Raw genomic sequence first — 25,963 nt, forward strand, 5'->3', positions numbered from 1 at the left:
TTGCAAGTACCTGTGCAGTGCAACAAAAAAGCCTCGATTGCGGCGATTTGATACAAAAAAACGGGGCATCGTGCCTGGGCTGTATCGTATTCGCCCGTAAAGCATACCCTTGGCAGAGCTTGGTGCGAGGAATGACAAAAGAGCCATGTTTCCGTGGTAGATTGCGAACAGAACACAACATGAAGGAGGATGCATGAGAATCGGCATTCCGGCCGAAACACGGCCGGGCGAGACCCGCGTAGCGGCAACTCCGGAAACAGTGAAAAAACTGGCTTCCAAACACCAGGTCGTGGTGCAGTCCGGGGCCGGCCTGCATGCCGCCGTCACCGACGAGGCCTATGCCGCCGCCGGCGCCACCCTTGGCAGCGCGGACGACGCCTTTGGCGCCGACATGGTCCTCAAAGTGCGCGCCCCGAACGAGCTTGAACGCTCGCGCATGCGCCCCGGCACGGTCGTGGTCGGCATGCTGAACCCTTTTGATAACGACACCATCGCCGCGATGGCAGCGAGCAGGCTGACGGCCTTCGCGCTGGAAGCGGCGCCACGCATCAGCCGTGCGCAGTCGATGGACGTGCTGTCCTCGCAGGCGAACATCGCCGGCTACAAAGCCGTGATGCTCGCTGCGAACACCTACCAGCGCTTCATGCCGATGCTGATGACCGCCGCCGGCACGGTAAAAGCCGCGCGCGTCCTGATCATGGGCGTCGGCGTGGCCGGCCTGCAGGCGATCGCCACGGCGAAACGCCTGGGCGCGGTGATCGAGGCGTCCGACGTGCGTCCGCCCGTGAAAGAGCAGGTCGAGTCGCTCGGCGCCAAGTTCATCGACGTCCCCTTCATTACCGATGAAGAGCGCGAGATCGCGGTGGGAGCGGGCGGCTATGCGCGTTCGATGCCGGCCGACTGGATGCGGCGCCAGGGAGAACTGGTGCACGAACGGGCGAAGCTGGCCGACATCATCATCACCACCGCCCTGATCCCCGGACGCGCGGCGCCGATCCTGATCCGCGAGGAGACGGTGATGGCCATGAAACCGGGTTCCGTGATCGTCGACATGGCGATCGAGCAGGGCGGCAACTGCCCGCTCACGGAACTGGGCAAGACGGTCGTCAAGCATGGCGTGTATATCATCGGCGAACCGAACCTGGCCGCGCTGGTCGCGGCCGACGCCTCGGCGCTGTACGCGCGCAACGTGCTCGACTTTTTAAAACTCGTCTTCGACAAGGACGACAAGTTCACCATCGACCGCGAGGACGAGATCGTGCGCGCCACGCTGCTCTGCCATGACGGCGAAACGTTGCGCACATAAGGAGACCGGCATGGAAATCAGCCACACCATCATCAACCTGATCATCTTCGTGCTGGCCATCTACGTCGGCTACCACGTCGTCTGGACCGTCACCCCGGCGCTGCACACGCCGCTGATGGCGGTCACCAACGCCATTTCCGCGATCATCATCGTCGGCGCCATGCTTGCCGCCGGCCTCACCGAAGGGGTACTCGGCCAGACCATGGGTACAGTCGCCGTCGCGCTGGCCGCCGTGAATGTGTTCGGCGGCTTCCTGGTCACCCAGCGCATGCTCGAGATGTTCAAGAAGAAGGAGCCGAAACGGGCCGCCGATGCGGCGGCGTCGAAAGCGGCTGCGAACAAGGAGGCTGCATGAATTACATCAGCATGAACGTGGTCACGCTGCTCTATCTGGTGGCGTCGGTCTGCTTCATCCAGGCGTTGAAAGGGCTGTCGTCGCCGTCGTCGGCGCGCATGGGCAATACTTTCGGGATGGCCGGCATGGCGATCGCGGTCGTCACCACCATCGCCTTGATCTTTAAAATGCAGGCCGAGTTCGCGGAGGCTGCCCGCAGCGGCGACAGCGGAGGCATGGGCTTCCCGCTGGTGCTGCTCGGCGTGGTCGTCGGCGGGGCGATCGGCACCTATGCGGCAAAGAAGGTCGAGATGACCAAGATGCCGGAACTGGTCGCGGCCATGCACTCGCTCATTGGTTTGGCTGCGGTCTGCATCGCGGTGGCGGCCGTGTCCGAACCCTGGGCCTTCAATATCGCCGAGCGCGGCGGCGCGCTGCCCTTCGGGAACCGGCTGGAACTGTTCATCGGTACTTTTGTAGGCGCGGTGACCTTCTCCGGTTCCGTGATCGCGTTCGGCAAACTCTCGGGCAAATATAAATTCCGCCTGTTCCAGGGCGCGCCGGTGCGCTTCGCCGGCCAGCACATCCTGAACCTGATCATCGCGATCGCGCTCATCGCGCTGGGCCTCGTATTCTGCTTCTCGGATGCGGTCGAGCCGGCCTGGACGCCGTTCGTCATCATGACCGCACTGGCCTTCATTCTCGGGGTACTCATCATTATCCCGATCGGCGGCGCCGACATGCCGGTGGTGGTGTCGATGCTCAACTCGTATTCGGGCTGGGCCGCGGCCGGCATCGGCTTCTCGCTGAACAATTCGATGCTGATCATCGCCGGTTCGCTCGTCGGTTCTTCCGGCGCCATCCTCTCGTACATCATGTGCAAGGCGATGAACCGCTCGTTCTTCAACGTGATCCTGGGCGGCTTCGGCGGCGAAGCAGTCGCCGCCGCAAGCGGCACCCAGGAACAGCGCCCGGTCAAATCCGGCTCGGCCGAAGACGCCGCCTTCATCCTGCAGAATGCCGAATCGGTCATCATCGTGCCCGGCTACGGCCTGGCCGTGGCGCGTGCCCAGCACTCCGTAAAAGAGCTGGTCGACAAGCTGACCGCCCATGGCGTGCACGTGCGCTATGCGATCCACCCGGTGGCGGGGCGCATGCCGGGCCACATGAACGTGCTGCTGGCCGAAGCCGAAGTACCCTACGACCAGGTGGCCGAGATGGAAGACATCAACGGCGAATTCGGCCAGACCGACGTCGTGCTGGTGCTCGGCGCGAACGACGTGGTGAACCCGGCGGCCAAGGATCCGAAGTCGGCGATCGCCGGCATGCCGATCCTGGAAGCGTACAAGGCGAAAAGCGTCATCGTCAACAAGCGCTCGATGGCCTCGGGCTATGCGGGCCTGGACAACGATTTGTTCTACATGCCGAACACGATGATGGTGTTCGGCGACGCGAAGAAGGTGATCGAGTCGATGGTGAAGGCGGTCGATTAAGGAATGGCATCGGCCCGCGGCGCACGGCCGCCGCGGGTTATTCCTGCCGATGCGGCAGCAGCGCCGATCCGCCGCGCCGCCCGTACATCATCATTTCTCCCAGCAGCGTGCGCGCCGGCTTGACCGCGTCCAGCGCCGCCAGTCCCAGTCCGAGTACCGATTGCAAGGGCCCGCCTCCGACAAAGGCGCGCGCCATGGCGTCGGTCAGGGCGATCGTCAGCTGCCGGTCCTGGGCACGTTCGCCGAGGAAGCGACTGACGCCTTCCGGTCCCGGGCAGCGCGCCAGCAAGCGCGCCAGTACGGCGGCGTCGCGCAGGCCGAGATTCAGGCCTTGTCCGGCTACCGGGTGCAGCGTTTGCGCCGCATTCCCGATGGCGACTGTGCGCGTGGTGGCGTGCGGCTGCGCATTCAGGCCAAGCGGATAGGCCAGGCGCGCCGACACCTTGACGAATCTTCCCAGCCGGCCGCCGAAGGCCTCGCCCAGTTCATGCAGGAACCGTTGTTCTTCCATCGCCTGCAGCGCTTCGGCACGTTCGGGTTTCACACACCAGACCAGCGCATATTGAAATCCGTCGGCGCCATCCTGCGGCAACAAGGCGAGCGGTCCTTCGTCGGTGAAACGCTCGAAGGCGCGGTGCGCAATCGGCGTGCTGGCGGACACGCGCGCGATCACGGCGCTTTGACCGTAATCGCGCGTTTGCCGCTTGTCTTCCTGCTGGCCGAACACGCCGCCTTCAGCGCCGACCGCGACCTGCGCCGTGATCGTGCGGCCGTCGTCGAGCATGAGGGCCACATGGTCTGACGATTCATCGAGCGTGGCCACGCGCGCCGGGCGGATCACCTGCACGCCTGCGCGCTCGACCACGCGCGCCAGCGCATCGACGACGTCGCCGTAGCGCGTCACGTAGCCGAGCGCATCGAGCTTGTGTTCGGCGCGATCGAGCAGGCTGCGGCCAAAGGCGCCGCGGCGCGAGACGTGGATGGTATGGATCGGCGTGGCAGGGAGCGGCCAGGCGCCCACTTCCTCGAGCAGCATGCGGCTGCCCCAGGCCAGCGCGATCGAGCGTGGATCCGAGATCGATTGACCGAGCGCGCGCGCATCGATCAGCGCGATGCGCGAAGGGGCGATACCGCGCCGCACCAGCAGGGCAGCCAGTGCCAGTCCCACCGGGCCGGCGCCGCAAATCGCCACGTCGACATTATCCTGCTCACTGTCCCTTCGCTGTTCCATCATCGCTTCGCCATCAAAGTTTCGATCTCCTGCACCGTCTTCGGTGCCGCTCCCGAGAGCACGCGCGCGCCACGCTCTCCCACGATGACATCGTCCTCGATCCGGATGCCGATGTTCCAGAAGTGTTCCGGCACACCTGGACCGGGCCGGACATAGATGCCAGGTTCGACCGTGAGCGCCATGCCCGGCACCAGGGGACGCGACGGCTTGCCCTCGGCGTTGATGTCGCGGTAGCTGCCGGTGTCGTGCACGTCGAGTCCCAGCCAGTGGCCGGTGCCGTGCATGTAGAAGGGCGTATAGGCGCGCTCGGCCAGCACGTTGTCGACGCTGCCATATTTGGCTTTGTCGAGCAGCTTGAGCTCGAGCATGCCTTCGGCCAGCACGTTCAGGGCCGCCGCGTGCACCTCGCTGTACGGACGGCCCGGCACGATCGCCGCCAAGGCCGCGCCTTGCGCGCGCAGCACCAGTTCATACAACAGCTTCTGTGGTTCGGAAAATCGGCCATTGACCGGGAAGGTGCGCGTGATGTCGGCGGCGTAGCTGTCGAATTCGCAGCCGGCGTCGATCAGGACCAGGTCACCCTCAAGCAGCTGTGCATTGTTGGCGCTGTAGTGCAGGATGCAGGCATTCGCGCCGCCGGCGACGATCGGCGAATAGGCCGGGAACTGGGCGCCGCTCTTGCGGAAGGCGTAGAGCAGCTCGGCCTCGAGCTCGTACTCGAACATGCCGGGCCGGGCGGCGCGCATGGCGCGCACGTGGGCGCCGCCCGAGACCGTGGCGGCGCGCAGCATCAGGCCTTGCTCGGTCTCGTCTTTTAACAGGCGCATCTCGTCGAGCAGCGCCAGCAGGTGATGGGTGCGCGCAGGCGCCGTCACGCCGCTGCGCGACTGGGCCCGCACGGCCTTGATCCATCCCGCGACCCGGGCGTCGAACGAAGCGTTGTGGGCGAGCGCATAGTAAAGAGCGGGGACATCGGCCAGCAGGCGCGCCATCTGCGCGTCGAGTTCGCCAATCGGGTAAGCCTCGTCGACACCGAAGGCCTCGCGCGCGGCCGGTGGGCCATAGCGAAAACCATCCCAGGTCTCGCGCTCGACGTTTTTCTCGCGGCAGAACAACACCGAACGGCTCGGGGTGTCGCCGTGGGCGGCGGCGATCACGAGCACGCTTTCCGGCTCCATGAAACCGGTCAGATAGTAAAAATAGCTGTCGTGGCGATAGGGGTAGTCGCTGTCGCTGTTGCGCGCCACTTCAGGCGCCGTCGCCAGCACCGCCACCGCGCCCGGTTCCATGCTTGCTGCCAGGCGTGCGCGGCGGGCGGCGTACGGGTTCACGCCCCCATCCTTTTTGCCATCGGCGCGTTCAGTTCCTCGAGCTGGGCGACGGTCCCGACATTGACCCAGGGACCGTTGTAGATTTCGCCGCCGACGTGTCCTTGCGCGATGAATTTGCGCATCAGGGGACCGAACTTGACGAACTCGCCGGGTTGGATGCCGTCGAACATCTCGGGGCGGTAGACACCGATGTTCCCGAAGTTCCATTTTGGATCGCCCTCGTTCGACAGTGTGTACATGTTCAGGCCGAAGTCGCCCTCGATGTTGTGCCACGGGTTCGGCGTCAGGTACAGCCAGGCGATGTCGCGTTGGTCAAGCGCGAGCGGCTGCCCGATCGCGTCCTTGTCCGGCAGCGCGTCGAACACCTGGGTGAAGTCGAAGTAGGGCGCGTAGATATCGCCCGACAGCGCGACGAAAGGCGCATCGCCCAGCAGGTGCAGGGCGTTGGCGATGCCGCCCGCCGTTTCCAGCGGCGTCGGCTCGTGCGAATACACGATGCGCGCGCCAAACTGGCTGCCGTCGTCCAGCGCTTCCTCGAGCATGTGGCCGAGGTGCGAATGGTTGATGACAATCTCCGTAATCCCGGCACGCACCAGGTTCAGGATGTGCCAGGCGATGAGCGGACGGCCGCGCACCTTGAGCAGGGGTTTCGGGCAGGCGTCGGTCAGCGGACGCATGCGTTCGCCGCGGCCGGCGGCGAGGATCATGGCTTTCATGGGCTTCTCGACAATGCGCTCAGAAGGTGTAGCCGACCTGCGGCGCCTTGTCCTCGAACGCGTCGAGCAGGCGGATCAGGGGCTTGAGTTCGGTGTACCGGTTGGCGGTCTTGCGCACGTAATCCATCACGGTCGGCAGGTCGCCCATGTAGATGGCCTTGCCATCGCGGTAGTTCAGGCGGCAGAAGATGCCGAGGATTTTCAGGTGACGCTGCAGGGCCGTGAATTCGAAGTCGCGGTAGAAGGCGTCGATGTCCGGATTGACCGGCAGGCCGACCTTCTTCGCGCTTTGCCAGTACCGTACCACCCAGTCCAGCACGATCTCTTCGTCCCACTGAATATAGGCGTCGCGCAGGAGCGAGCCGAGGTCGTAGGTGATGGGGCCATACACTGCGTCCTGGAAATCGAGCACGCCCGGGTTGCCCTGGTCGAGGAACATCAGGTTACGCGAGTGGAAATCGCGGTGCATGAATACCTGCTGCTGCGCCAGTACGGTAGTGGTGATCGTCTCGAAGACCTTGTCCAACTGGGCCTGCTGGGCATCGGTCAGCGTCACGCCCAGGTGGCGGCTGACGAACCATTCCGGGAACAGGTTCATCTCGCGCAGCACAAAGGCGCGGTCGAACTCGGGCAGCACGCCGGGCTGGCTGTGCAGCTGGAACTTGATCAGGGCGTCGACCGCATCCGAATACATGAAGGCGGCGTTGTCGGCATCGAGGCGGGCCAGATAGGTGGTCGTGCCGAGGTCCGACAGCAGCAGGAAGCCGCGTTCGACATCGCGCGCGACGATCGCCGGCACGCTGACGCCGGCATCGAGCAGCAGGCCGGCCACGTGGATAAAGGCGGGCACGTTTTCGCGTTCGGGCGGGGCGTCCATCGCGATCAGGGTGTCGCCGAGCTTGGCGCGTAGCGCCGGCACCACATCGAGGCGGAAGTAACGGCGGAAGCTCGCATCGGACGAAGCCGGACGGCGCGAACCGGTTTCCACCAGGTCAAGCGAGCTCAGCCATTCGGTAAGGAGCGCGAGGCGCGCGTCTTGCTCGGCGGAAGTGGGGGAGTTTTGATACAGAGAAGACATGAAGCGTCCAGGTAAAACCGGTTGAGGAGGGCAATTCCCATATAATAAGGGATTCAACCCAAAAAATCGCCCTTTATGGTGCAGCCACAGATTCCATGAGCTGGTTTACGGCCCTACCATTCCCACGGCGGCGGGCATTTGCCTTGTCCGCCCTCGTCACCGTGGCCTCGGGGCCCTTGCATGCGCAAGTTGCGCCGGCCACGCCCCCTGCCAACGAACAAGACCTTCCCGTTACCGTGCGCGCCGAAGAGATCGGCGGCCGTCCGGACCGCGAGATCAATCTCGCGCGCAACGTCGATATCACGCGCGGCCAGTCGAAGCTGACCGCCGACACTGCCTGCTACCGGCTGGTGGAGGACGAAGTCACGGCCAACGGCAACGTCAACATGTGGCGCTTCGGCGACCGCTACCAGGGCGATGCCCTGCAGCTGAACATGTCGACCGGCCGCGGCTGGGTGCTCAATCCGCAGTACAAGCTGCAGATGAACAATGCGCAAGGCCGTGCCGACCGCATCGACTTCCTCAGCGAGACCGAAGCGCTGGTCCAGGACGGCACCTACAGCACCTGCGAAGGGCCGAACCCCGACTGGTACCTGAAGGCGAGCACGCTGCGCCTCGATTCGGGGCGCGACGTCGGCACCGGCGGCAAGACGATCATCTATTTCAAGGACGTGCCGATCCTCGGCACGCCGGCGATGTCGTTCTCGCTCTCGGGCGCACGCCGCTCGGGCTGGCTGCCGGCCACCGTCGAATCCGGCTCGAAGGGCAAGTACGGGATCATGGTGCCGTACTACTTCAACATCGCACCGAACCGCGACCTGACGGTCTACCCGCGCATGCTGTTCGACCGCGGGCTGCAGCTGGGCGCGACTGCCCGCTACATCGGCGAAACGGCGCGCGGCCCGTATGCCGGCGAGACCCACGTCGAAGGCTTGCTCCACGACCGCATCACCAAGACCAACCGCTGGCGTTTCGATTCGATCCACAACCAGACGCTCGCGCCGGGCTGGAACTACGGCTGGAACCTGCACGGCGCGTCGGACGACGAATACCCGAGCGACTTTTCGCCCACCGTGGCCACGAGTGCCGAGCGCCAGCTGATGCGCGATGTGTACACCAGCTACAGCGCTCCCTACTGGAGCCTGACCGCGCGCGCGCAGAACGTCCAGGTGCTGCAGGAACCGGCGGCCGTGGCCAATCCGGCGCTGGCGATCCCGCGTCCCTACGACCGCCTGCCGCAAGTGAGCTTCCATACGGGCCGCTATGACGTCAAGGGTTTCGACTGGGCGATCGATGCCGAGGCGACCCGCTTCGCGCACCCGACTTTCGACAGCGGCAACCGCCTGCTGGCCGTGTCCCAGGTCAGCTATCCGTTCGTGCGTCCGGGCTATTACGTCACGCCCAAGCTGATGCTGCATGCGACCAAGTACAGCCTGGAGAGCAATGCCGGGCGTCCTACCGACCTGTCGCGCACGCTGCCGATCCTGTCGGTCGACAGCGGCATGGTGTTCGAACGCGACACAAAATTGTTCGGCAGCGCCACGACCCAGACCCTGGAGCCGCGCCTGTTCTACGTGCGCACGCCGTACAAGAACCAGGACGATTTCCCGATATTCGATACGGCCGAAACCGGCTTCAGCTATGCCCAGCTGTTCAGCGAAAACCGCTACGTCGGCGGCGACCGTGTCTCCGACGCGAACCAGCTGACCGCTGCCCTGGTGTCGCGCTACATCGAGCCCGACGGCGCCGAGCGCCTGCGCATGGCCATCGCCCAGCGCTTTTATTTCGACGAACCGCGCGTGGGCCGCGTGGCGGGCGGCCCCCGGACGGGCCGCTCCGACCTGCTGCTGGCGGCATCGGGCCGCATCATCAATAACTGGAACTTCGACAGCAGCGTACAATACGATGCGACCAACAGCAGCGTGTATGCCCAGAACCATGGCGTGCGCTGGACGCCGGGGCCGATGAAGTTGCTCAATGCCGAGTACCGCTACGTGCGCGACAGCTTCCGCAATGCCGACGTGTCGGCTCAGTGGCCCTTGTCGATGCGTTGGTATGGTGTGGGGCGCGTGAGCTATTCCCTGCGCGACCACAAGGTGCTCGAGAGCCTGGTCGGTCTCGAATACAAGGCCGATTGCTGGATCTTCCGCGCGGGCGCGCAGCGCTTCGTGACGGCGGCCCAGGCGACTTCGACGTCGGCGTTCCTCCAGCTCGAGCTGAGCGGCCTGTCGCGCCTCGGGTTCGGTAACCCGCTGGAGTCGTTTTACAAGAGTATTCCCGGCTATACGCGGCTCAACAGCAACGTCGGCCGCCCCTAGTCGGGCGCCCTCGCCGGGCGCCCCATGACCAGAACCATGGATGATTTTTGACCTGAATGAGTGCCTCCCAGACTATGCGTACTACCCGTTTGCATCACCTTAAGCTCGCAGCGGCGCTGCTGTGCGCGCTCACCGCCAACGCCGCCCTTGCGCAAGGGGCGAAGCCTGCTCCGGCCGGGGCGAGCACAGGTAGTGCCACCGGCACTGCCGCAGCCAGTACGCCTGCTACTGCGGGCGGTGGCTTCCTGCCGCCGGCCTCGAGCAGCGCCAACGTCATCGATTCGATCCGCGTCGTCGTCAACGACGAGGTCATCACCCGCAACGAAGTGCGCGGCCGCGTTGCCCAGATCGGGCAGCGCCTGCGTTCCCAGAATGCCCAGCTGCCGCCGCAGGCCGACCTCGAGCGCCAGGTAGTCGAATCGATGATCGTCGAGCGCGCCCAGCTGCAGATGGCCAAGGAGATGGGCGTGCGCGTCGCCGACCGCGAGCTCGACGCCGCCATCGGCCGCATCGCCGAAGGCCAGAAGTTGTCGGTGCAGGACATGCGCAACCAGATGGAAAAAGAGGGGCTGACCTTCGCCCAGTTCCGCGAAGAGATCCGCAACGAGATCATGCTGCAGCGCCTGCGCGAGAACGAGGTCGACAGCAAGATCCAGGTCTCGGACGCCGAAATCGACACTTATCTCGCCGGCGAAAAAGCCGCCGCGGCCGAGAAGGTCGAGATGGACATCGCCCAGATCCTGGTCGGCATCCCGGTCAACGCCACGCCCGAGCAGATCGCCGCCCGCCGCGCCCGCGCCGACGAAGTCATGCGCCAGCTGCGCACCGGCGCCGATTTCGCCAAGATTGCCGCCACCTATTCCGACGCGCCCGACGCGCTCAAGGGCGGCGCCATCGGCTGGCGCGATCCGGACCGCCTGCCGCCGCTGATCGGCGACCAGCTGCGCAAACTCAGCCCGGGCCAGGTCACGCCGGTCATCAAGAGCAGTACCGGCTTCTACATCATCAAGATGGTCGACAAGCGCAGCCTGGCGCAGGAGCAGACCGCCGCGCAGGCAGCATTGGTCCAGCAGACCCGCGTACGCCAGATCCTGATGAAGGCCACGCCGGCGATGCCGGCAGCGCAAGTGAAGGCCAAGCTGGCCGAGATCAGGGCAAAAATCGAGAGCAAGGCCGCGAGTTTCGAGGACATGGCACGCCAGAACGGCCAGGATGGTACGGCCGTCAAGGGCGGCGACCTGGGCTGGATCATCCCGGAAGACGTGGTGCCGGAATTTGCCAGCGCGATGGATGCGTTGAAACCGGGCCAGCTGTCCGACATCGTCGAGTCGCCCTTCGGTTTCCACCTGATCGAAGTCCTCGAGCGCAAGACCGAAGACCAGAGCAAGGAGAAAGAACGCCTGCGCGCACGCCAGGTGATCCGCGAGCGCAAACTCGGCGAAGCCTTCGAGGACTGGGCGCGCGAAGTGCGCGACCGCGCCTACGTCGAGTACCGCGAGGAGGCGTAACACCGTGGCCGCGCCGCAGACAGTGCGCCCGACGCTGGCGCTCACCGTCGGCGAGCCGGCCGGCATCGGGCCCGAAATCTCGATCCGCGCAGCCTGGGCGCTGCGCGAACAGGCCAACTGCGTGCTGGTCGGCGACGCCGCCTTCCTGGCCCTCACCGCCAGCCTGATCGACCCGAACATCCGCCTGGCGGCGCTGTCGATCCAGGCGCTGAGAAATAGCGGCCTGCCGCATTTTGGCCCGGAGCGCATCGCTGTGATCGACGTGCCGCTCGCCGCCCACGTCGTGCCGGGCAAACTGGACAAGGAAAACGGCCGCGCCGTGCTTGCCACGCTCGACCTCGCGCTCGAGGGTATCCGAGCCGGCTGGTTCGACGCCATCGTCACCGCGCCCCTGCAAAAGAGCACGATCAACGAGGCCGGCATCGCTTTTTCCGGACACACCGAATACCTGGCCGAAAAGACCGGCACGCCCAAGGTCGTCATGATGCTTGCCGGCCAGCCCGCGGCCGGCCAGTCCTACCTGCGGGTCGCGCTGGCCACCACCCATTTACCCTTGAAAGACGTGCCGGCCGCGATCACGCAGGACGGACTGGGGCAGGTGCTCGATATCCTGCAGGCCGACCTGCGCGGCAAATTCGGCATCGCGTCGCCGCGCATCCTGGTCACCGGCCTGAACCCGCATGCCGGCGAAAACGGCTACCTGGGGCGCGAGGAAATCGAGGTCATCGCGCCCGCCCTGGCGGCAGCGCAGGCGCGCGGCATCGACGCACGCGGGCCGTATCCGGCCGATACGCTGTTCCAGCCGAAATACCTGAAGGACGCGGACTGCGTGCTCGCCATGTACCACGACCAGGGCCTGCCGGTCCTCAAGCACGCTACTTTTGGGCGCGGCATCAACGTCACGCTCGGCTTGCCCCTGATCCGGACGTCGGTCGACCACGGTACCGCGCTCGACTTGGCGGAGCAGGGCCTGGGGCTGGCCGACTGCGGCAGCATGGAAGAGGCGATCCGCGCCGCCATGGGCATGGTGATGGCCAGTCAAGCCGGCCGCGCCAACTAAATTCAACGAAAGCACGCATGAAACACGTAGCACGCAAGCGCTTCGGCCAGAACTTCCTGACCGACAAGCTGGTTTTGAACAGCATCATCGACGCGATCGACCCGCAATGCGGCGAAGCGATGGTCGAGATCGGACCGGGCCTGGCGGCGATGACCGCGCTGCTGCTCAAGCAACTCGACCACATGCACGTGGTCGAACTCGACCGCGACCTGGTGGCGCGCCTGGAAAAAGCCTACCCGCGCGAAAAGCTCACGATCCACTCGGGCGACGCCCTGAAATTCGATTACGCGTCCATCCCGGTGCCGGAAGGGCAGAAGCTGCGCATTGTCGGCAACCTGCCGTACAACATCTCGAGCCCGCTGCTGTTCCACCTGGCCGATTTTGCGCACCTGGTCGAGGACCAGCATTTCATGCTGCAAAAGGAAGTGGTTGAGCGCATGGTGGCCGAGCCCGGCACCAAGGCCTATGGCCGCCTGTCGGTGATGCTGCAATGGCGCTACGACATGTCGCTGATGTTCATCGTGCCGCCGACCGCCTTCGATCCGCCGCCCCAGGTCGAGTCGGCCATCGTACGCATGGTGCCGACCCGGAATAAACTCGCCGTCGACGGCTTGACCCTGTCGGCCGTGGTGCAAAAGGCGTTCTCGCAGCGGCGCAAGGTCATTCGCAATTGCGTGGCCGGCATGTTTACCGAAGCCCAGCTGCTGGAAGCGGGCATCGATCCGGGCGTGCGGCCTGAAAACGTCAGCCTGGAGCAGTACGTCGCGTTGTCGAACATCCTCAAGCCCCTGTAAGCCGGCGGCGTCCCGGCGCCAGCCACCACGAACGCGGCCCCAGCGCCGCGTCCTGCCTTCCCCGCCTCATCCGTGCCGCAGCGCACAAACCCCTCATATCCCCGCTTTGCGCGCTTCATCCTGCGCTTTATGCAGTCCGTCGCAGTCCGATGGAAAGAGAGAAGGGCGCTTGCTAAAGTCCTCCCATCGAAAGCCGCAACGGCATGTCACTTCACCACAGGGAGTCTGAAATGAACGTCCTCAAACACATGGAATCGTTGTTCCTGGTCGCCGCCCTCGTCGTCGGCGTCAGCACCTACGCCAGCGCCGAGAGCTACAAGGCGCAAGTACGCGCCGATGCGATGGTCTCGGTCGGCAGCGAGAAAATGGCAGTGGTGAAGGTGGTCGGCAAGCGCCTCCCCGCCGCCACTAAATTCGGCTGAGCGCCCAACAAAATCCCCATGGCGGCGTTGCATCGTCTCGCCGTACAAAGGGTACTGTCTTCGGCGATGCGCCTTGCCCTGGAGCTTTTGTTAGGCGCTCTAGTTCCCCCGAAAATGCAGGCAAAAAAAAGCCCGCCGTTGCGGGCGGGCTAAATCCAATTCTTTTCTGAGGAGAGTTGGAGGAGACAGGTGCAATTATGGTGCACTACAACATATACGTCTAATTTTCTTTCGAAATGATCGACATAGGCGTTGTGAATGTCTGCTCCCGTTCGCTCAGGTGGGGTTCGTGGTGCAGGTAATGCTGATGGATGTGATGTTCTCGTCGCCCATCTCGCCGGCGCCATTGGCAACCCTGCAAGTCTGGCCAGTTGGCTGATCCAGGACCGTCACGCCGTAGGTCTGCTTGTAAGTCACGGCCGTAGGGAAGGTGAAGCTGGTCGGATAGGCGCCGGTTGTTGCATCCTTGACCACCGGAAGCTTGCTGCCGCCGTTATTCAAAGTCAGGCCGTCCGCCGCCAGGCCGGTGATCGTGCCGCCGATCGTGTGGCTGGCCAGGGTGCAGATGAATACCGCATTGATGACGGACAGGCGTCCTGCCGTATCAGCCGTGACGTTGCCCGCCGCGGTCGAGGGCCCGCAGATCTGGTGCGGCGGCTGCTGATAGATCGTTGCGCCACCCGCGTCCGTGCCGATCGGCTTCATGGTGATGTTGTAGGTTTCGCCGTATTTCAACTGATTCGGGAATGAATAGCTCGTCGATGATGCAATTTTGCCGTTGGCATCCGTTTGCGGCTGGATGGCGACTTCCATGCCATTCGTGACCAGGACCAGGGGGCCGAACTGCAGGTTGACGACCGTTCCGCCAATCGTATAGTCCGAGGAGCCGGCGCCGCAGGCCGAGAGACCGGCTGCCAGGGTCAGCGCGCACAGCGCCAGGATCGATTTCTTCAAATTAGCCTCCACAGAATTATTGGGTGCAACGCACGACGACGTTACCGATGTCGGCTTCCCGCATGTTGCCGGTACCGTTCTCGACCGCGCAGTTACGGCCTGCCGGCTGGCGCAGGATGGTAACGCCGTAAGCCAGGTCTTCCGTCACCGGGGCCATGTTGAAGGTTTGCGGATCGGCACCGGTCGGCGCGATCGTCTGGCGGTCGCTGCCATTCACCAGCTCCAGGCCGGTAGCGCTGCCGAGGCCGATGATGTTGCCACTGAGCTTATGCGTGCGGATGTTGCAGAACACCTGGACGGTGGTGATATTGAAGACCGCCTTGCCCGAGCCGCCGCTGACGACGCAGTTGCCGATGCCGTCGACATTCGGCGGCACGCTCTTGACCTTGACGTTATAACCGGCATCGGTTTCGACGCGGGTCGCGAAGAAGAAGGAGGTGCTGTTCGGCTCGACAGCGAGGTCGTCGCCGTCGTTGTTCGTCAACACCAGGCCGGCCTTGGTCACACCGGACACATTGCCGCCGATGAAGACATCACCGTCGCCGCCGCCGCAGGCGGACAGGCTGAGCGCGCATGCCAGCGCGAGGCCGGCACGCAGGGGGGAACGAATCATAATTTCTCCAAAAAATGGGAAGGGGCAAGGCGCGCAAATGAGAGGCGCCGGGCCGCATGGTAGAAGTTTGCCCATCATTTTAGAGCATTTGACAAGGCCCGGGCTCATTAGGCTTTGTATCACGGTGTAACGAAGCGCAGGGCGGGCGCTCCTGCAGCCGCGGCCCGTTTGCATTTCGCCGCTGGCCTCGCTATGCTGGACCCACCGATACGACCGCCGCCGATGAAACCTTCCCACCGCCGTCCCTGGCCCAGAGCCATCCTGTTCGACCTCGACGATACGCTGTGGCCGATCGCGCCGGTTATCGTGCAGGCCGAGCAGACCCTGTTCGCGTGGCTTGCCGACAACGCGCCGCGCGTGGCCGAACGGTTTACCATCGACAGCCTGCGCCAGGCGCGTCTCGAGCTGCTGGCGCGGCGTCCCGAATTCCAGCTCGACCTGGGCGCGCTGCGCCGCGCCGGCTTGACCGCCGCGTTCGAGCAGGCCGGCGAGGATGTCGGCAAGGTCGCCCTGGCGATGACTGAATTCTTTGCCGCGCGCAACGCCGTGATTCCCTACGACGATGTGCTGCCCGGCCTGCTGCGCTTGAAGGGGCGCGTGCTGGTCGGCTCGGTAACGAACGGCAACGCCGACCTGCAGACGATCGGCCTGGCCCACCATTTTCATGCCTCGGTGGCGGCGCCCAGTTTCGGCCGCGCGAAACCGGATGCGGCGATTTTCCACGCCGCCTGCGCCGCGCTGGGCGTGGCGCCATTCGAGGCGGTGTATGTCGGCGACGACTTGCTGCTCGACGTGCAGGGCGCCCAGCGCGCCGGCTTGCGCGCGGTCTGGATGAATCGCACCGCCAGCCGGCGCCACCTGGAAGAGGGCGTGCAACCGGATGCGATTGTGGCGAACTTCGATGGATTGCTGGACTGGCTCAAGCGCGAACACGTCTGAGCCCACAGGGTAGGGCTGAAGGTGCATAATAGGTGCGCAACCATTCTGCGCGCGACCACTCCCCATGCAACTTGAAACCCGAGCCCAAACCCTGCTGAAAGCCCTCGTCGAGCGTTATATTGCCGACGGCCAGCCGGTCGGGTCGCGCGCGCTCTCGAAAATTTCCGGCCTCGACCTGTCTCCGGCCACGATCCGCAACATCATGGCCGACCTCGAGGAGATGGGCTATGTCGCCAGTCCCCACACCTCGGCCGGACGGGTGCCGACGCCGCGCGGCTACCGCCTGTTCGTCGACACCTTGCTGACGGTGCAGCACCTGGACGGCCAGCACGGTGTCGACGCCGGGCGCATGCACCTGCCGGCCCAGCAGCCGCAAAAACTCATCGCCAACGCGGCGCAAATGCTGTCGTCGCTGACGCAATTCGCCGGCGTCGTGCAAAGCCCGCGCCGCGAGTCGGTATTCCAGCAAATCGAATTCCTGCGCCTGTCCGAAAAGCGCATCCTGCTCGTCATCGTCGACCCGCGCGGCGACGTGCAGAACCGCCTGCTGCTCACCGAGGTCGATTACACGCCGTCCCAGCTGGTACACTCGGCCAACTACCTGAACCAGAACTTCGCCGGTCTCACGTTCGATGAAGTGCGCAGGCGCCTGACGGGCGAATTGCGCCAGCTGCAAGAGGACATCGGTGGCCTGATGCAAACGGCCGTGCAAGCCGGCAGCGAGGCGATGGCCGAAGGCAGCGAAGAGATGGTCATTTCGGGCGAGCGCAATTTGCTGTCGGTGTCGGACCTGTCGTCGAACATGAGTTCGCTGCGCCAGATGTTCGAGATGTTCGAGCAAAAAACCGGTCTCATGCAACTGCTCGACATGTCGAGCAAGGCCGGCGGCGTGCAGATTTTTATCGGCGGCGAATCGAAGCTGGTGCCCATGGACGAGATGAGCGTGGTCACCGCGCCCTACGAGGTGAACGGCAAGATCGTCGGCACCCTGGGGGTCATCGGCCCGACGCGCATGGCGTATGAGCGCGTGATTCCGATTGTCGATATCACGGCCAAGTTGTTGTCGAATGCGTTGAGTCATTCATAGGGCACTATACGTAAGGTAGCAACAAAAAACGGCGCCATCGGCGCCGTCTTTCATTGCGGGTGCAACCCGGGATCACCGGCCGCCGCGATGCGGACACGCCGGCTTGATGCAATGTCCGTAGATCGCCAATGCGTGCTCGGCGATTTTGAAGCCGCGTTCGGCGGCGATCTTGTTCTGGCGCGATTCGATTTCTTCGTCGAAGAATTCCTCGACATGGCCGCAATCGAGGCAGACCAGGTGGTCGTGGTGCGAACCGGCGTTCAGTTCGTAGATCGCCTTGCCGGTTTCAAAGTGGTTGCGGTTCAAGAGGCCCGCCTGCTCGAACTGGGTCAGCACCCGGTAGACGGTCGCCAGGCCGACGTCCATGTTCTCGGCCAGCAGGATTTTGTAGACGTCTTCCGCCGTCAGGTGGCGCACTTCGCTGTTCTGGAAAATTTCGAGGATCTTCAGGCGCGGCAAGGTCGCCTTCAGGCCGCTCGCCTTCAGGTCGGTGGGACTGTTACTCATGTTTGTTACTCGTAGATGGGCGGAGTGCTTTATGATATAGCGTTTTGGAAGCTCCCGCTTAAACGTTTTGAGGTTACTTATGCGTCTCTTTGATGCCGTTGTTCATCGCTCCAAGACCCGCGCTGCGCTTGCCGCCGGCCTTGCCTGCACGCTCGTACTGTCCGGCTGCGCGTCGTGGCGCAACCAGACTCAACCGGCCGCACCGGTGAATACGTCCGAAGCCGCCTTGGCATCCGATGCCGGCAAGTCGGCGTCGCTGGCCAATGCCGGTGCGCAAACGACGCAAGGCACGAAGCTGCAGAAATTCCTGTGGATCTTCTCGCCTTACCGCCCGGACATCCAGCAAGGCAACTTCGTCTCGCAAGAAATGCTGACCCAGCTGAAAGTGGGGCAAACCCGCGAACAGGTGCGCTTCCTGCTCGGCACGCCGCTGTTGACGGACATGTTCCACGCCGACCGCTGGGACTTCCCGTTCTATCTCGCGCGCGGCAATGGCGAGCTGACCACCAGCCGCGTTACCATCTTCTTCAAGGATGACGTGGTCGAACGTTTCGAAGGCGGCAACCTGCCGACCGAGCGCGAGTACATCGCCCGCATCGCCGGCCCGGCGAAGAACGTTGTCAAGGAGGCGAAAAAAGCCGAGGCAGCAACCGCTGCCCGTCCGGTCGATCCCTCGACGGCCGCCACGCCCGCCACTTCCTCGAACACCCCATAAAACCGTCATGACGCCACTGAAAATCGCGGTCGCCGGCGCCAGCGGGCGCATGGGCCGCATGCTGATCGAGGCAATCGCCGCCGCACCCGATGCCGTGCTCGCCGGCGCCCTCGACGTCGCGGGTTCCCCGTTCATCGGCCATGACGCCGGTGCTTTCTCGGGCCAGCCCACCGGTGTGACGATCGAATCCGATCTCGCGCATGCACTGGCCAATGCCGACTGCCTGATCGATTTCACGCGCCCGGAAGGGACCTTGCAGCACCTGGCGTACTGCGCCGATCACGGCGTCAAAATCGTGATCGGCACCACCGGTTTTGACGACGCCGGCAAGGCGGTCATTGCTGCCGCTGCCGAAAAAATCGCCGTGGTGTTCGCGCCGAACATGAGCGTGGGCGTGAACGTGACGCTCAAACTGCTGGAAATGGCCGCGAAAAGCTTCGCCGAAGGCTATGACATCGAGATCATCGAGGCGCACCACCGCCACAAGGTCGACGCGCCCTCCGGCACCGCCCTCAAAATGGGCGAAGTCATCGCCGATGCGCTGGGTCGCGACCTGAAGGAGTGCGCGGTGTACGGGCGCGAAGGCGTCACCGGCGAACGCGATCCCTCGACCATCGGCTTTGCCACCGTGCGCGGTGGCGACATCGTCGGCGACCATACGGTACTCTTTGCCGGCACGGGCGAACGCATCGAAATCACGCATAAATCGAGCAGCCGCGTGACGTACGCGCACGGCGCCCTGCGCGGCGCGCGCTTCATCGCCGACCAGGCGAATGGCCTGTACGACATGCAGGACGTACTGTCCCTGAAAGGATGATGCAATGGCAGTGGCAGAACTGAACGGCGCGGCAATCGTCAACGAGGCGACTTTTCTCGCCGAGAGCCGCAGCGCTTTCGGCTTTCATACGGTGTCGGGCGACACCATCGACGCCTGGGTCGATTGCCTGAGCTACCTGCGCGACGAAGAGAACATGACCAAGTTCCGGCTGCAGCCGAACGAGGTGCTGGAAATCGTCATCACCGACAGCGCCGCCCTGCGCGCCCGCTTGCCGGACCTGATCGACGAGATCGTGTTTTGCGTCGGCGGCATCAACGAGCGTTACGAAGACTACGGCGAGAAGCCGGCCCTGGAACTGGTGCTGCGTTAAACGAACAGGCTGGGGTCTGACATTCGGACACTACCTCGACCATAAAGGTGCGCTTGTGTCCGCGCGGATCATGGCGGCCAGTCAGCGCACAGCAGCAGCCCCACCACCCCATGCGTTCCCAAGGTGATGAGCACTGCATCGACCTGGCCATGACCGCAGACGATCTTCTTTCCATCTCGCGTTATGTGATGCCGGCCTTGCCGCTACGTCCCGCGCGACTCGGCTTCCTGTTCGGTACGCGCCACGGCGTCGACGAATTCTGCCGTGCGACGCACGCACTCTGGCAGCGCGGCATGTTCGAGCGGCTGCTGGTCTCCGGGGGCGCCACGGCAGGGCAGTCACGCCCGGAAGCAGACGTCATCGCCGAGCGGCTCATTGAACTCGGCATGCCGCCCTCCATCCTGATCCTCGAGCTTGAAGCCACCAACACCGGCGAAAACGTCATCCTCGGCCGCCGTCAAGTGGCGCAAAGCATGGACCTGGCCGAGGTCGACAGCGTGCTCGCGATCGGCAAGGTCTGCGCCATGCGGCGCTACCTGATGACACTGGCCCGGCACTGGCCCGGCATTACCGTATCGGCCTGCGCCGTCAACTACTTCGGCCTGCCGGCCGAACGCTGGCACGAGCACGCCGAATTTCGTGCACGTGTGCTGGCCGAGTTCCACAAGATTCCACATTACCTGGAGCAGGACTTTCTGCGCGAGCTGGAGGGGCATGCGCCATATCCGGTGCTCGCCGTAACGGCTGGGACGGCTGGGGTCAGGCTGACCCCAGCTCTTCCCAGATGAACCAGTATAATGTTCTGCTCCACCCTCCCACATTCCGTCCGCAGAAGATCATGCAAGATAAATATAGTCCCGCCGAAGTTGAACAGGCCGCGCAGGCGTACTGGAAGTCGATCGATGCCTATAAGGCCGTCGAGCACGACCCACGTTTCCCGAAGGGTAAGTACTACGCCTGCTCGATGCTGCCTTACCCATCCGGCAAGCTGCACATGGGCCATGTGCGCAACTATACGATCAACGACGTGATGTACCGCTACCTGCGGATGAACGGCTACAACGTGCTCATGCCGATGGGCTGGGACGCCTTCGGCATGCCGGCCGAGAACGCGGCGATGGCGAACAACGTGCCGCCGGCCGAGTGGACTTATTCAAACATCGCCCACATGCGCGGGCAGATGGAGTCGATGGGGCTCGCCATCGACTGGTCGCGCGAGATGACCGCCTGCAAGCCGGAGTACTACAAGTGGAACCAGTGGATGTTCCTCAAGATGCTGGAGAAGGGGATCATCTACCAGAAGACCGGTACCGTGAACTGGGACCCGGTCGACCAGACGGTGCTCGCCAACGAGCAGGTCGTCGACGGCCGCGGCTGGCGTTCGGGCGCGCCGATCGAAAAGCGCGAGATCCCGATGTACTACGTGCGCATCACCGACTACGCCGACGAACTGCTCGACTACGTCGACAACAAACTGCCGGGCTGGCCGGAGCGCGTGCGCACGATGCAGACCAACTGGATCGGCAAGTCGGTCGGCGTGCGCTTCGCCTTCCCGCACGTGGTGATGGACGACGCCGGTGAGCTGATCAACGAAGGCAAACTGTACGTCTTCACCACCCGCGCCGACACCATCATGGGCGTGACCTTCTGCGCCGTGGCCGCCGAACATCCGCTGGCCCAGCACGCCGCAAAGAACAATCCGGAACTCGGCGCCTTCATCGCCGAGTGCAAACTCGGTTCCGTCATCGAAGCCGACATGGCGACGATGGAAAAGAAGGGCATGCCGACCGGCCTGTTCGTGACGCACCCGGTCACCGGCGAGCAAATCCCGGTCTGGGTCGGCAACTACGTCCTGATCACCTATGGCGACGGCGCCGTGATGGGCGTGCCGGGCCACGACGAGCGCGATTTCGAGTTCGCCAAAAAATACGACCTGCCGATCAAGCAGGTGATTGAAGTCGAAGGCCAGGCGTTTTCGCTGGAGGCCTGGCAGGCGTGGTATGGCGACAAGGAAAACGGCCGCACGATCAACTCGGGCAAGTACGACGACCTCGATTACACCTCGGCCGTGAACGCGGTCTCGGGCGACCTGGCCGCGCAGGACCTGGGCGACAAGAAGGTGACCTTCCGCCTGCGCGACTGGGGCATCTCGCGCCAGCGCTACTGGGGCACCCCGATCCCGATGATCCACTGCGCCGAGTGCGGCGTGGTCCCGGTGCCGGAAAGCGACCTGCCGGTCGTGCTGCCCGAGCACCTGGTCCCGGACGGCACCGGCAACCCGCTGAACAAGGATGAGGCTTTCCTGGCCTGCGATTGCCCGACATGCGGCAAGCCGGCGCGCCGCGAGACCGACACGATGGACACCTTCATCGACTCGTCCTGGTATTACATGCGCTATACCTCGCCGGGTGCGAACGATGCGATGGTCGACGCGCGCAACGATTACTGGATGCCGATGGACCAGTACATCGGCGGCATCGAGCACGCCGTCATGCACCTGCTGTACGCGCGCTTCTGGACCAAGGTCATGCGCGACTTCGGCCTGGTGAAATTCGACGAGCCGTTCGTCAACCTGCTCACGCAAGGCATGGTCCTGAACGAGACCTATTACCGCGAAGACGCGTCGAGTAAAAAAACCTGGTTCAACCCGGCGGACGTCGAACTCGTGTTCGACGACAAGGGCCGTCCGCAAAGCGCGACCCTGAAAAGCGACGGCCAGCCGGTCGACATCGGCGGCACCGAGAAGATGTCGAAGTCGAAGAACAACGGCATCGACCCGCAAGCGCAAATCGAGCAGTACGGCGCCGACACCGCGCGCCTGTTCACGATGTTCGCCTCGCCGCCTGAGCAGACCCTGGAGTGGTCGGACAGCGGCGTCGAAGGCGCAAGCCGCTTCCTGCGCCGCGTCTGGGCCTATGGCTATGCGCAGCGCGAGCGTATCGCCGCGGCCCTCGCCGGCCAGCAGCAAGGTGGTTTGGAAGACGCCCATAAAACCCTGCGCCGCGAAGTGCACAAGGTGCTGCAGCAGGCCGATTACGACCTCAAACGCATCCAGTACAACACGGTGGTTTCGGCCTGCATGAAGATGCTCAACACGTTGGAGTCGGCCAAGCTGCCCGAGGGGGTGGCGGGCGATGGGGTGATCACCGAAGGCCTGTCGATCTTCCTGCGCATGCTGAACCCGGTCGCGCCGCACATCACCCACGCGCTGTGGCAGGAACTCGGCTTTGCCGGCGTCTACGGCGACATCCTCGACGTGCAGTGGCCTGAAGTCGATCCGCAAGCGCTGGAGCAGGCCGAGATCGAGATGATGATCCAGGTGAACGGCAAGCTGCGCGGCTCCGTCAAAGTGGCCAAAGATGCCGACAAGGCGTCGATCGAGGCGGCGGCGCTTGGCTCGGAGGCGGTCCAGAAGTTCATCGAAGGCACGCCGAAGAAAATCATCGTCGTGCCCGGCAAACTCGTTAACATCGTGGTGTAAGACATGCGCGCTCAATCCCCTCTCTTTGCGCGCGCCTGTGCGGCGCTGCTGCTGGCCACCACGCTGACCGCTTGCGGTTTCCACCTGCGCGGCTCGAACGGCGCCTACGACATGCCGTTCACCAGCATCTACCTGGCCTTCCCGGACACTTCGCCGCTCGGCAATGAGCTCAAGCGCAACCTGCGCGCCGGCGACCGGGTCGTCATCGCGACCACGCCACAGGAGGCGCAGGCGCGCTTCGAAGTCATCTCCGAGGCGCGCAACAAGGCGATCCTTTCCTTGAACAACCTGGGCCGCGTGCGCGAGTACCTGCTCAGCTACACGCTGGTGTTCCAGGTGCGCGACGCCGGCGGCAACCTGCTGCTGGGGCCTACCGAGATCACGCTGCGCCGCAACCTCGCCTTCAGCGAAGAAATCGTGCTGGCCAAGGAAGGCGAAGAAGCGCTGCTGTACCGCGACATGCAGTCCGACCTGGTGCAGCAGGTCATGCGCCGCCTGGCAGCCGTCAAGACGCAAGCAGCGCAACCAGCGCAACCAGCGCGGTGAGACAGTAATGCAATTAAGGCCCGAGGCGCTCGAGCCCCATCTGGCGAAGGCGCTGGCGCCGCTGTACGTGATTACCAGCGACGAGCACCTGCTGGCGCTGGAAGCGGCGGATAAAATCCGGCGTGCCGCGCGCGCGGCTGGGCACACCGAACGCGACGTGCTCACCGTCGAGCGCACCTTCAAATGGGGCGAGCTGCTGGCGGCGAACCAGGCGCTGTCCCTGTTCGGCGACAAGAAGCTGATCGAGCTGCGTATCCCGACCGGCAAGCCCGGCAAGGACGGCAGCGCCGCGCTGCAGGCGTATGCCAAGGATCTCAGTCCCGACAACCTGACCCTGATCACGCTGCCGAAGCTCGACTGGCAGACGGCGAAGGCGTCGTGGGTGGCCGCGCTGCAGCAAGCCGCGGTCTACATCGAGATTCCGAACATCGAACGTGCGCAGCTGCCCGGCTGGATCGGCCAGCGCCTGGCTGCGCAAGGGCAGAGCGCGGACCGTACGGCGCTCGATTTTATTGCCGACCGGGTCGAGGGCAACCTGCTGGCGGCGCACCAGGAAATCCAGAAACTGGGCCTGCTGCACGAGCCGGGCAAACTCAGTGTTGAACAGGTGCAGGACGCCGTGCTGAACGTGGCGCGCTACGACGTGTTCAAGTTGTCGGAAGCGATGCTGCTTGGGGACCCGGCGCGCCTGGCGCGCATGCTCGAGGGGCTGAAAGGGGAAGGGGAGGCGCTGCCGCTGGTGTTGTGGGCCGTCTCCGAAGAAATCCGCACGCTGTTAAAATTGAAATCCGGGATGGCGCAGGGGCGCCCGCTCGGGGCGCTGTTGAAGGAATACCGCATCTGGGGTCCGCGCGAACGGATGATGGATCCGGCATTGCGACGCATTTCGCTGGCCACGCTGGAGGCCGCGCTGCAGCAGGCGGCGCAGGTCGACAAGATGGTCAAGGGATTGCGCGCAAAGGCGTTCGCGGGGGATGCGTGGGATGCGATGTTGCAGCTGGCCTTGAAGGTGGCGCGCTAACCCGGGTTCGTCGTCACGCGTTCAACGCACACCCGCCTATCGAAACGCCGCTGAACGCCTCCCACTACTGCTTGACGCACACTGGAATCGAACCATGGACATCACCGACTACATGCACACGCTGGGCCGCAATGCCCGGGCCGCGGCGCGGGCGATGGCGCGCGCCGATGGCGCGACGCGCAACCGCGCGCTGCTCCTGATTGCCGAGGCCATCGAACGCGACGCAACGTCTCTGTCCGCCGCGAACGAACGCGACCTCGACGCCGCGCGCGCCGCCGGCCTGGCCCCGGCGCTGCTCGACCGCCTGGCCCTCTCGCCTGCCGCGATCGCGACCATGGTCGAAGGCCTGCGCCAGATCGCGACCTTGCCGGACCCGATCGGCGAGATCTCAAACATGAAATCGCGTCCGAGCGGCATCCAGGTTGGCCAGATGCGCGTGCCGCTGGGCGTCATCGGCATTATCTACGAGGCGCGCCCGAACGTGACGGTCGATGCGGCGGGCCTGTGCATCAAGAGCGGCAACGCGGCGATCCTGCGCGGCGGCTCGGAAGCGATCCACTGCAACCGCGCGCTGGCGAAACTCGTCAGCGAAGGTGTCAGCAAGGCTGGCCTGCCGCTAGACGCGGTGCAGGTGGTCGACACCGTCGACCGCGCCGCCGTCGGCGCCCTGATCACGATGCCGCAGTATGTCGACGTCATCGTCCCGCGCGGCGGCAAGGGGCTCATTGCGCGCCTGATCGAGGAAGCCACGGTCCCGATGATCAAGCACCTGGACGGCATTTGCCACGTCTACATCGACGACAAGGCCGATCTCGCAAAAGCGGTGGCCGTCGCCTTCAATGCCAAATGCCACCGCTACGGCACCTGCAACACGATGGAGACGCTGCTGGTTGCGCGCTCGGTGGCGCCAACGGTGCTGACGCAGCTCGCCGAGCTGTACAAGACAAAGGAAGTCGAGCTGCGCGCCGACGAGAAAGCGCGCACGATCCTGGCCGGCTATCCGTTTCTCGTTGCGGCCGCCGAGGAAGACTGGAGCCTTGAGTACCTGGCGCCGATCCTGGCCGTGAAAATCGTGGACGGGATCGAGGAGGCGATGGACCACATCGACCGCTATTCGTCGAAACACACGGAAGCCATCATTACCGAAGACTACAGCGCGGCGCTGCGCTTCCTGCGCGAAGTCGATTCGGCGTCGGTCATGGTCAACGCCTCGACGCGCTTTGCCGACGGCTTCGAGTACGGCCTGGGCGCGGAGATCGGCATCTCGAACGACAAGCTGCACGCACGCGGCCCCGTAGGGCTGGAAGGCCTGACTTCACTCAAGTACGTCGTGTTTGGTCACGGCGAAGTACGTAATTAAT

At 64.3% G+C, this 25,963-nt stretch carries 25 protein-coding genes; 18 read left to right on the plus strand and 7 right to left on the minus strand.

The window, feature by feature from the left end; translation table 11 throughout:
• Positions 1 to 193 precede the first annotated feature (193 nt).
• From ACHAC9_RS20410 to ACHAC9_RS20420, 3 genes are read left to right on the plus strand one after another with little or no spacing between them, the layout of a single operon-like run.
• Entirely contained in the window at positions 194 to 1,306 is a 1,113-nt protein-coding gene (locus ACHAC9_RS20410) for a Re/Si-specific NAD(P)(+) transhydrogenase subunit alpha (RefSeq protein ID WP_435762797.1), read from the plus strand.
• Between the two features lie 10 nt (positions 1,307 to 1,316).
• Positions 1,317 to 1,661, plus strand: coding sequence for an NAD(P) transhydrogenase subunit alpha (locus ACHAC9_RS20415; protein ID WP_435762799.1), 345 nt, complete (start codon positions 1,317 to 1,319; stop codon positions 1,659 to 1,661).
• Positions 1,658 to 3,133, plus strand: coding sequence for an NAD(P)(+) transhydrogenase (Re/Si-specific) subunit beta (locus ACHAC9_RS20420; protein WP_435762801.1), 1,476 nt, complete (start codon positions 1,658 to 1,660; stop codon positions 3,131 to 3,133). The genes ACHAC9_RS20415 and ACHAC9_RS20420 overlap by 4 nt, the downstream gene beginning before the upstream one ends.
• A 37-nt stretch (positions 3,134 to 3,170) precedes the next feature.
• Here the strand turns inward: ACHAC9_RS20420 and ACHAC9_RS20425 are convergent, their stop codons facing one another.
• From ACHAC9_RS20425 to ACHAC9_RS20440, 4 genes are read right to left on the minus strand one after another with little or no spacing between them, the layout of a single operon-like run.
• Positions 3,171 to 4,367 carry an FAD-dependent monooxygenase gene (locus tag ACHAC9_RS20425; RefSeq protein ID WP_435762803.1) on the minus strand — a complete coding sequence of 399 codons (1,197 nt, stop codon included), beginning with the start codon at positions 4,365 to 4,367 and terminating at the stop codon, positions 3,171 to 3,173.
• On the minus strand, positions 4,364 to 5,695 hold the full coding sequence (locus ACHAC9_RS20430; RefSeq protein ID WP_435762806.1) for an aminopeptidase P N-terminal domain-containing protein: 1,332 nt from the start codon (positions 5,693 to 5,695) through the stop codon (positions 4,364 to 4,366). Before ACHAC9_RS20430 ends, ACHAC9_RS20425 begins: the two co-directional genes overlap by 4 nt.
• Complete coding sequence (murU, locus tag ACHAC9_RS20435; protein ID WP_435762809.1) at positions 5,692 to 6,411, minus strand: N-acetylmuramate alpha-1-phosphate uridylyltransferase MurU; 720 nt, start codon at positions 6,409 to 6,411, stop codon at positions 5,692 to 5,694. The genes ACHAC9_RS20430 and murU overlap by 4 nt, the downstream gene beginning before the upstream one ends.
• A 19-nt stretch (positions 6,412 to 6,430) precedes the next feature.
• Complete coding sequence (locus ACHAC9_RS20440) at positions 6,431 to 7,489, minus strand: aminoglycoside phosphotransferase family protein (protein ID WP_435762811.1); 1,059 nt, start codon at positions 7,487 to 7,489, stop codon at positions 6,431 to 6,433.
• A gap of 95 nt (positions 7,490 to 7,584) precedes the next feature.
• Between ACHAC9_RS20440 and ACHAC9_RS20445 the strand changes: the two genes are divergently transcribed.
• The 5 genes from ACHAC9_RS20445 to ACHAC9_RS20465 all read left to right on the plus strand — a co-directional run bounded on the left by ACHAC9_RS20445 (position 7,585) and on the right by ACHAC9_RS20465 (position 13,591).
• Entirely contained in the window at positions 7,585 to 9,807 is a 2,223-nt protein-coding gene (locus ACHAC9_RS20445) for an LPS-assembly protein LptD (RefSeq protein ID WP_435762814.1), read from the plus strand.
• Between the two features lie 74 nt (positions 9,808 to 9,881).
• The gene (locus ACHAC9_RS20450; protein ID WP_435762816.1) at positions 9,882 to 11,315 is read left to right on the plus strand and encodes a peptidylprolyl isomerase; all 1,434 of its coding nucleotides are present in this window, start codon (positions 9,882 to 9,884) and stop codon (positions 11,313 to 11,315) included.
• A 4-nt stretch (positions 11,316 to 11,319) separates the two neighbouring features.
• On the plus strand, positions 11,320 to 12,375 hold the full coding sequence (gene pdxA / locus ACHAC9_RS20455; protein WP_435762819.1) for a 4-hydroxythreonine-4-phosphate dehydrogenase PdxA: 1,056 nt from the start codon (positions 11,320 to 11,322) through the stop codon (positions 12,373 to 12,375).
• Between the two features lie 17 nt (positions 12,376 to 12,392).
• Complete coding sequence (rsmA, locus tag ACHAC9_RS20460; RefSeq protein ID WP_435762821.1) at positions 12,393 to 13,169, plus strand: 16S rRNA (adenine(1518)-N(6)/adenine(1519)-N(6))-dimethyltransferase RsmA; 777 nt, start codon at positions 12,393 to 12,395, stop codon at positions 13,167 to 13,169.
• 230 nt (positions 13,170 to 13,399) lie between these two features.
• Positions 13,400 to 13,591 carry a hypothetical protein gene (locus ACHAC9_RS20465; protein WP_435762823.1) on the plus strand — a complete coding sequence of 64 codons (192 nt, stop codon included), beginning with the start codon at positions 13,400 to 13,402 and terminating at the stop codon, positions 13,589 to 13,591.
• 276 nt (positions 13,592 to 13,867) lie between these two features.
• Here ACHAC9_RS20465 and ACHAC9_RS20470 read toward each other — a convergent pair whose 3' ends face one another.
• Both ACHAC9_RS20470 and ACHAC9_RS20475 read right to left on the minus strand, forming a co-directional pair.
• Positions 13,868 to 14,545, minus strand: a complete 678-nt coding sequence (locus ACHAC9_RS20470) for a hypothetical protein (protein ID WP_435762825.1) — start codon at positions 14,543 to 14,545, stop codon at positions 13,868 to 13,870.
• A 16-nt stretch (positions 14,546 to 14,561) separates the two neighbouring features.
• Entirely contained in the window at positions 14,562 to 15,158 is a 597-nt protein-coding gene (locus tag ACHAC9_RS20475) for a hypothetical protein (RefSeq protein ID WP_435762827.1), read from the minus strand.
• A gap of 222 nt (positions 15,159 to 15,380) precedes the next feature.
• On the opposite strand from ACHAC9_RS20475, the gene ACHAC9_RS20480 reads away from it, so the two are divergent.
• On the plus strand, positions 15,381 to 16,097 hold the full coding sequence (locus tag ACHAC9_RS20480) for an HAD family hydrolase (RefSeq protein ID WP_435762829.1): 717 nt from the start codon (positions 15,381 to 15,383) through the stop codon (positions 16,095 to 16,097).
• A 64-nt stretch (positions 16,098 to 16,161) separates the two neighbouring features.
• Complete coding sequence (gene hrcA / locus ACHAC9_RS20485; RefSeq protein ID WP_435762832.1) at positions 16,162 to 17,184, plus strand: heat-inducible transcriptional repressor HrcA; 1,023 nt, start codon at positions 16,162 to 16,164, stop codon at positions 17,182 to 17,184.
• A gap of 72 nt (positions 17,185 to 17,256) precedes the next feature.
• On the opposite strand, the gene fur is transcribed toward hrcA, so the two are convergent.
• Positions 17,257 to 17,691, minus strand: coding sequence for a ferric iron uptake transcriptional regulator (gene fur, locus ACHAC9_RS20490; RefSeq protein ID WP_435762834.1), 435 nt, complete (start codon positions 17,689 to 17,691; stop codon positions 17,257 to 17,259).
• Between the two features lie 79 nt (positions 17,692 to 17,770).
• Between fur and ACHAC9_RS20495 the strand changes: the two genes are divergently transcribed.
• From ACHAC9_RS20495 to ACHAC9_RS20530, 8 genes are all read left to right on the plus strand, one after another.
• The gene (locus ACHAC9_RS20495; protein WP_435762837.1) at positions 17,771 to 18,406 is read left to right on the plus strand and encodes an outer membrane protein assembly factor BamE; all 636 of its coding nucleotides are present in this window, start codon (positions 17,771 to 17,773) and stop codon (positions 18,404 to 18,406) included.
• 7 nt (positions 18,407 to 18,413) lie between these two features.
• Positions 18,414 to 19,223, plus strand: a complete 810-nt coding sequence (gene dapB, locus ACHAC9_RS20500) for a 4-hydroxy-tetrahydrodipicolinate reductase (RefSeq protein ID WP_435762840.1) — start codon at positions 18,414 to 18,416, stop codon at positions 19,221 to 19,223.
• 4 nt (positions 19,224 to 19,227) lie between these two features.
• A complete protein-coding gene (locus tag ACHAC9_RS20505; protein WP_435762842.1) occupies positions 19,228 to 19,554 on the plus strand; it encodes a barstar family protein in 327 nt (108 codons plus the stop codon).
• 110 nt (positions 19,555 to 19,664) lie between these two features.
• The gene (locus ACHAC9_RS20510; protein WP_435762844.1) at positions 19,665 to 20,342 is read left to right on the plus strand and encodes a YdcF family protein; all 678 of its coding nucleotides are present in this window, start codon (positions 19,665 to 19,667) and stop codon (positions 20,340 to 20,342) included.
• Positions 20,343 to 20,392: 50 nt separating this feature from the next.
• Entirely contained in the window at positions 20,393 to 23,035 is a 2,643-nt protein-coding gene (gene leuS / locus ACHAC9_RS20515; protein ID WP_435762846.1) for a leucine--tRNA ligase, read from the plus strand.
• 3 nt (positions 23,036 to 23,038) lie between these two features.
• Positions 23,039 to 23,581 (plus strand): LPS assembly lipoprotein LptE, encoded by a 543-nt coding sequence (lptE, locus tag ACHAC9_RS20520; protein ID WP_435762848.1) that lies wholly within the window; start codon positions 23,039 to 23,041, stop codon positions 23,579 to 23,581.
• Between the two features lie 7 nt (positions 23,582 to 23,588).
• Positions 23,589 to 24,602, plus strand: a complete 1,014-nt coding sequence (gene holA, locus ACHAC9_RS20525) for a DNA polymerase III subunit delta (RefSeq protein ID WP_435762850.1) — start codon at positions 23,589 to 23,591, stop codon at positions 24,600 to 24,602.
• 94 nt (positions 24,603 to 24,696) lie between these two features.
• Complete coding sequence (locus tag ACHAC9_RS20530; protein WP_435762852.1) at positions 24,697 to 25,962, plus strand: glutamate-5-semialdehyde dehydrogenase; 1,266 nt, start codon at positions 24,697 to 24,699, stop codon at positions 25,960 to 25,962.
• The last annotated feature ends 1 nt before the right edge of the window (position 25,963 follow it).

Origin of the sequence: Massilia sp. CMS3.1 (genome assembly GCF_051262535.1) — a bacterium.
Classification (GTDB): Bacteria; Pseudomonadota; Gammaproteobacteria; order Burkholderiales; family Burkholderiaceae_D; genus Telluria.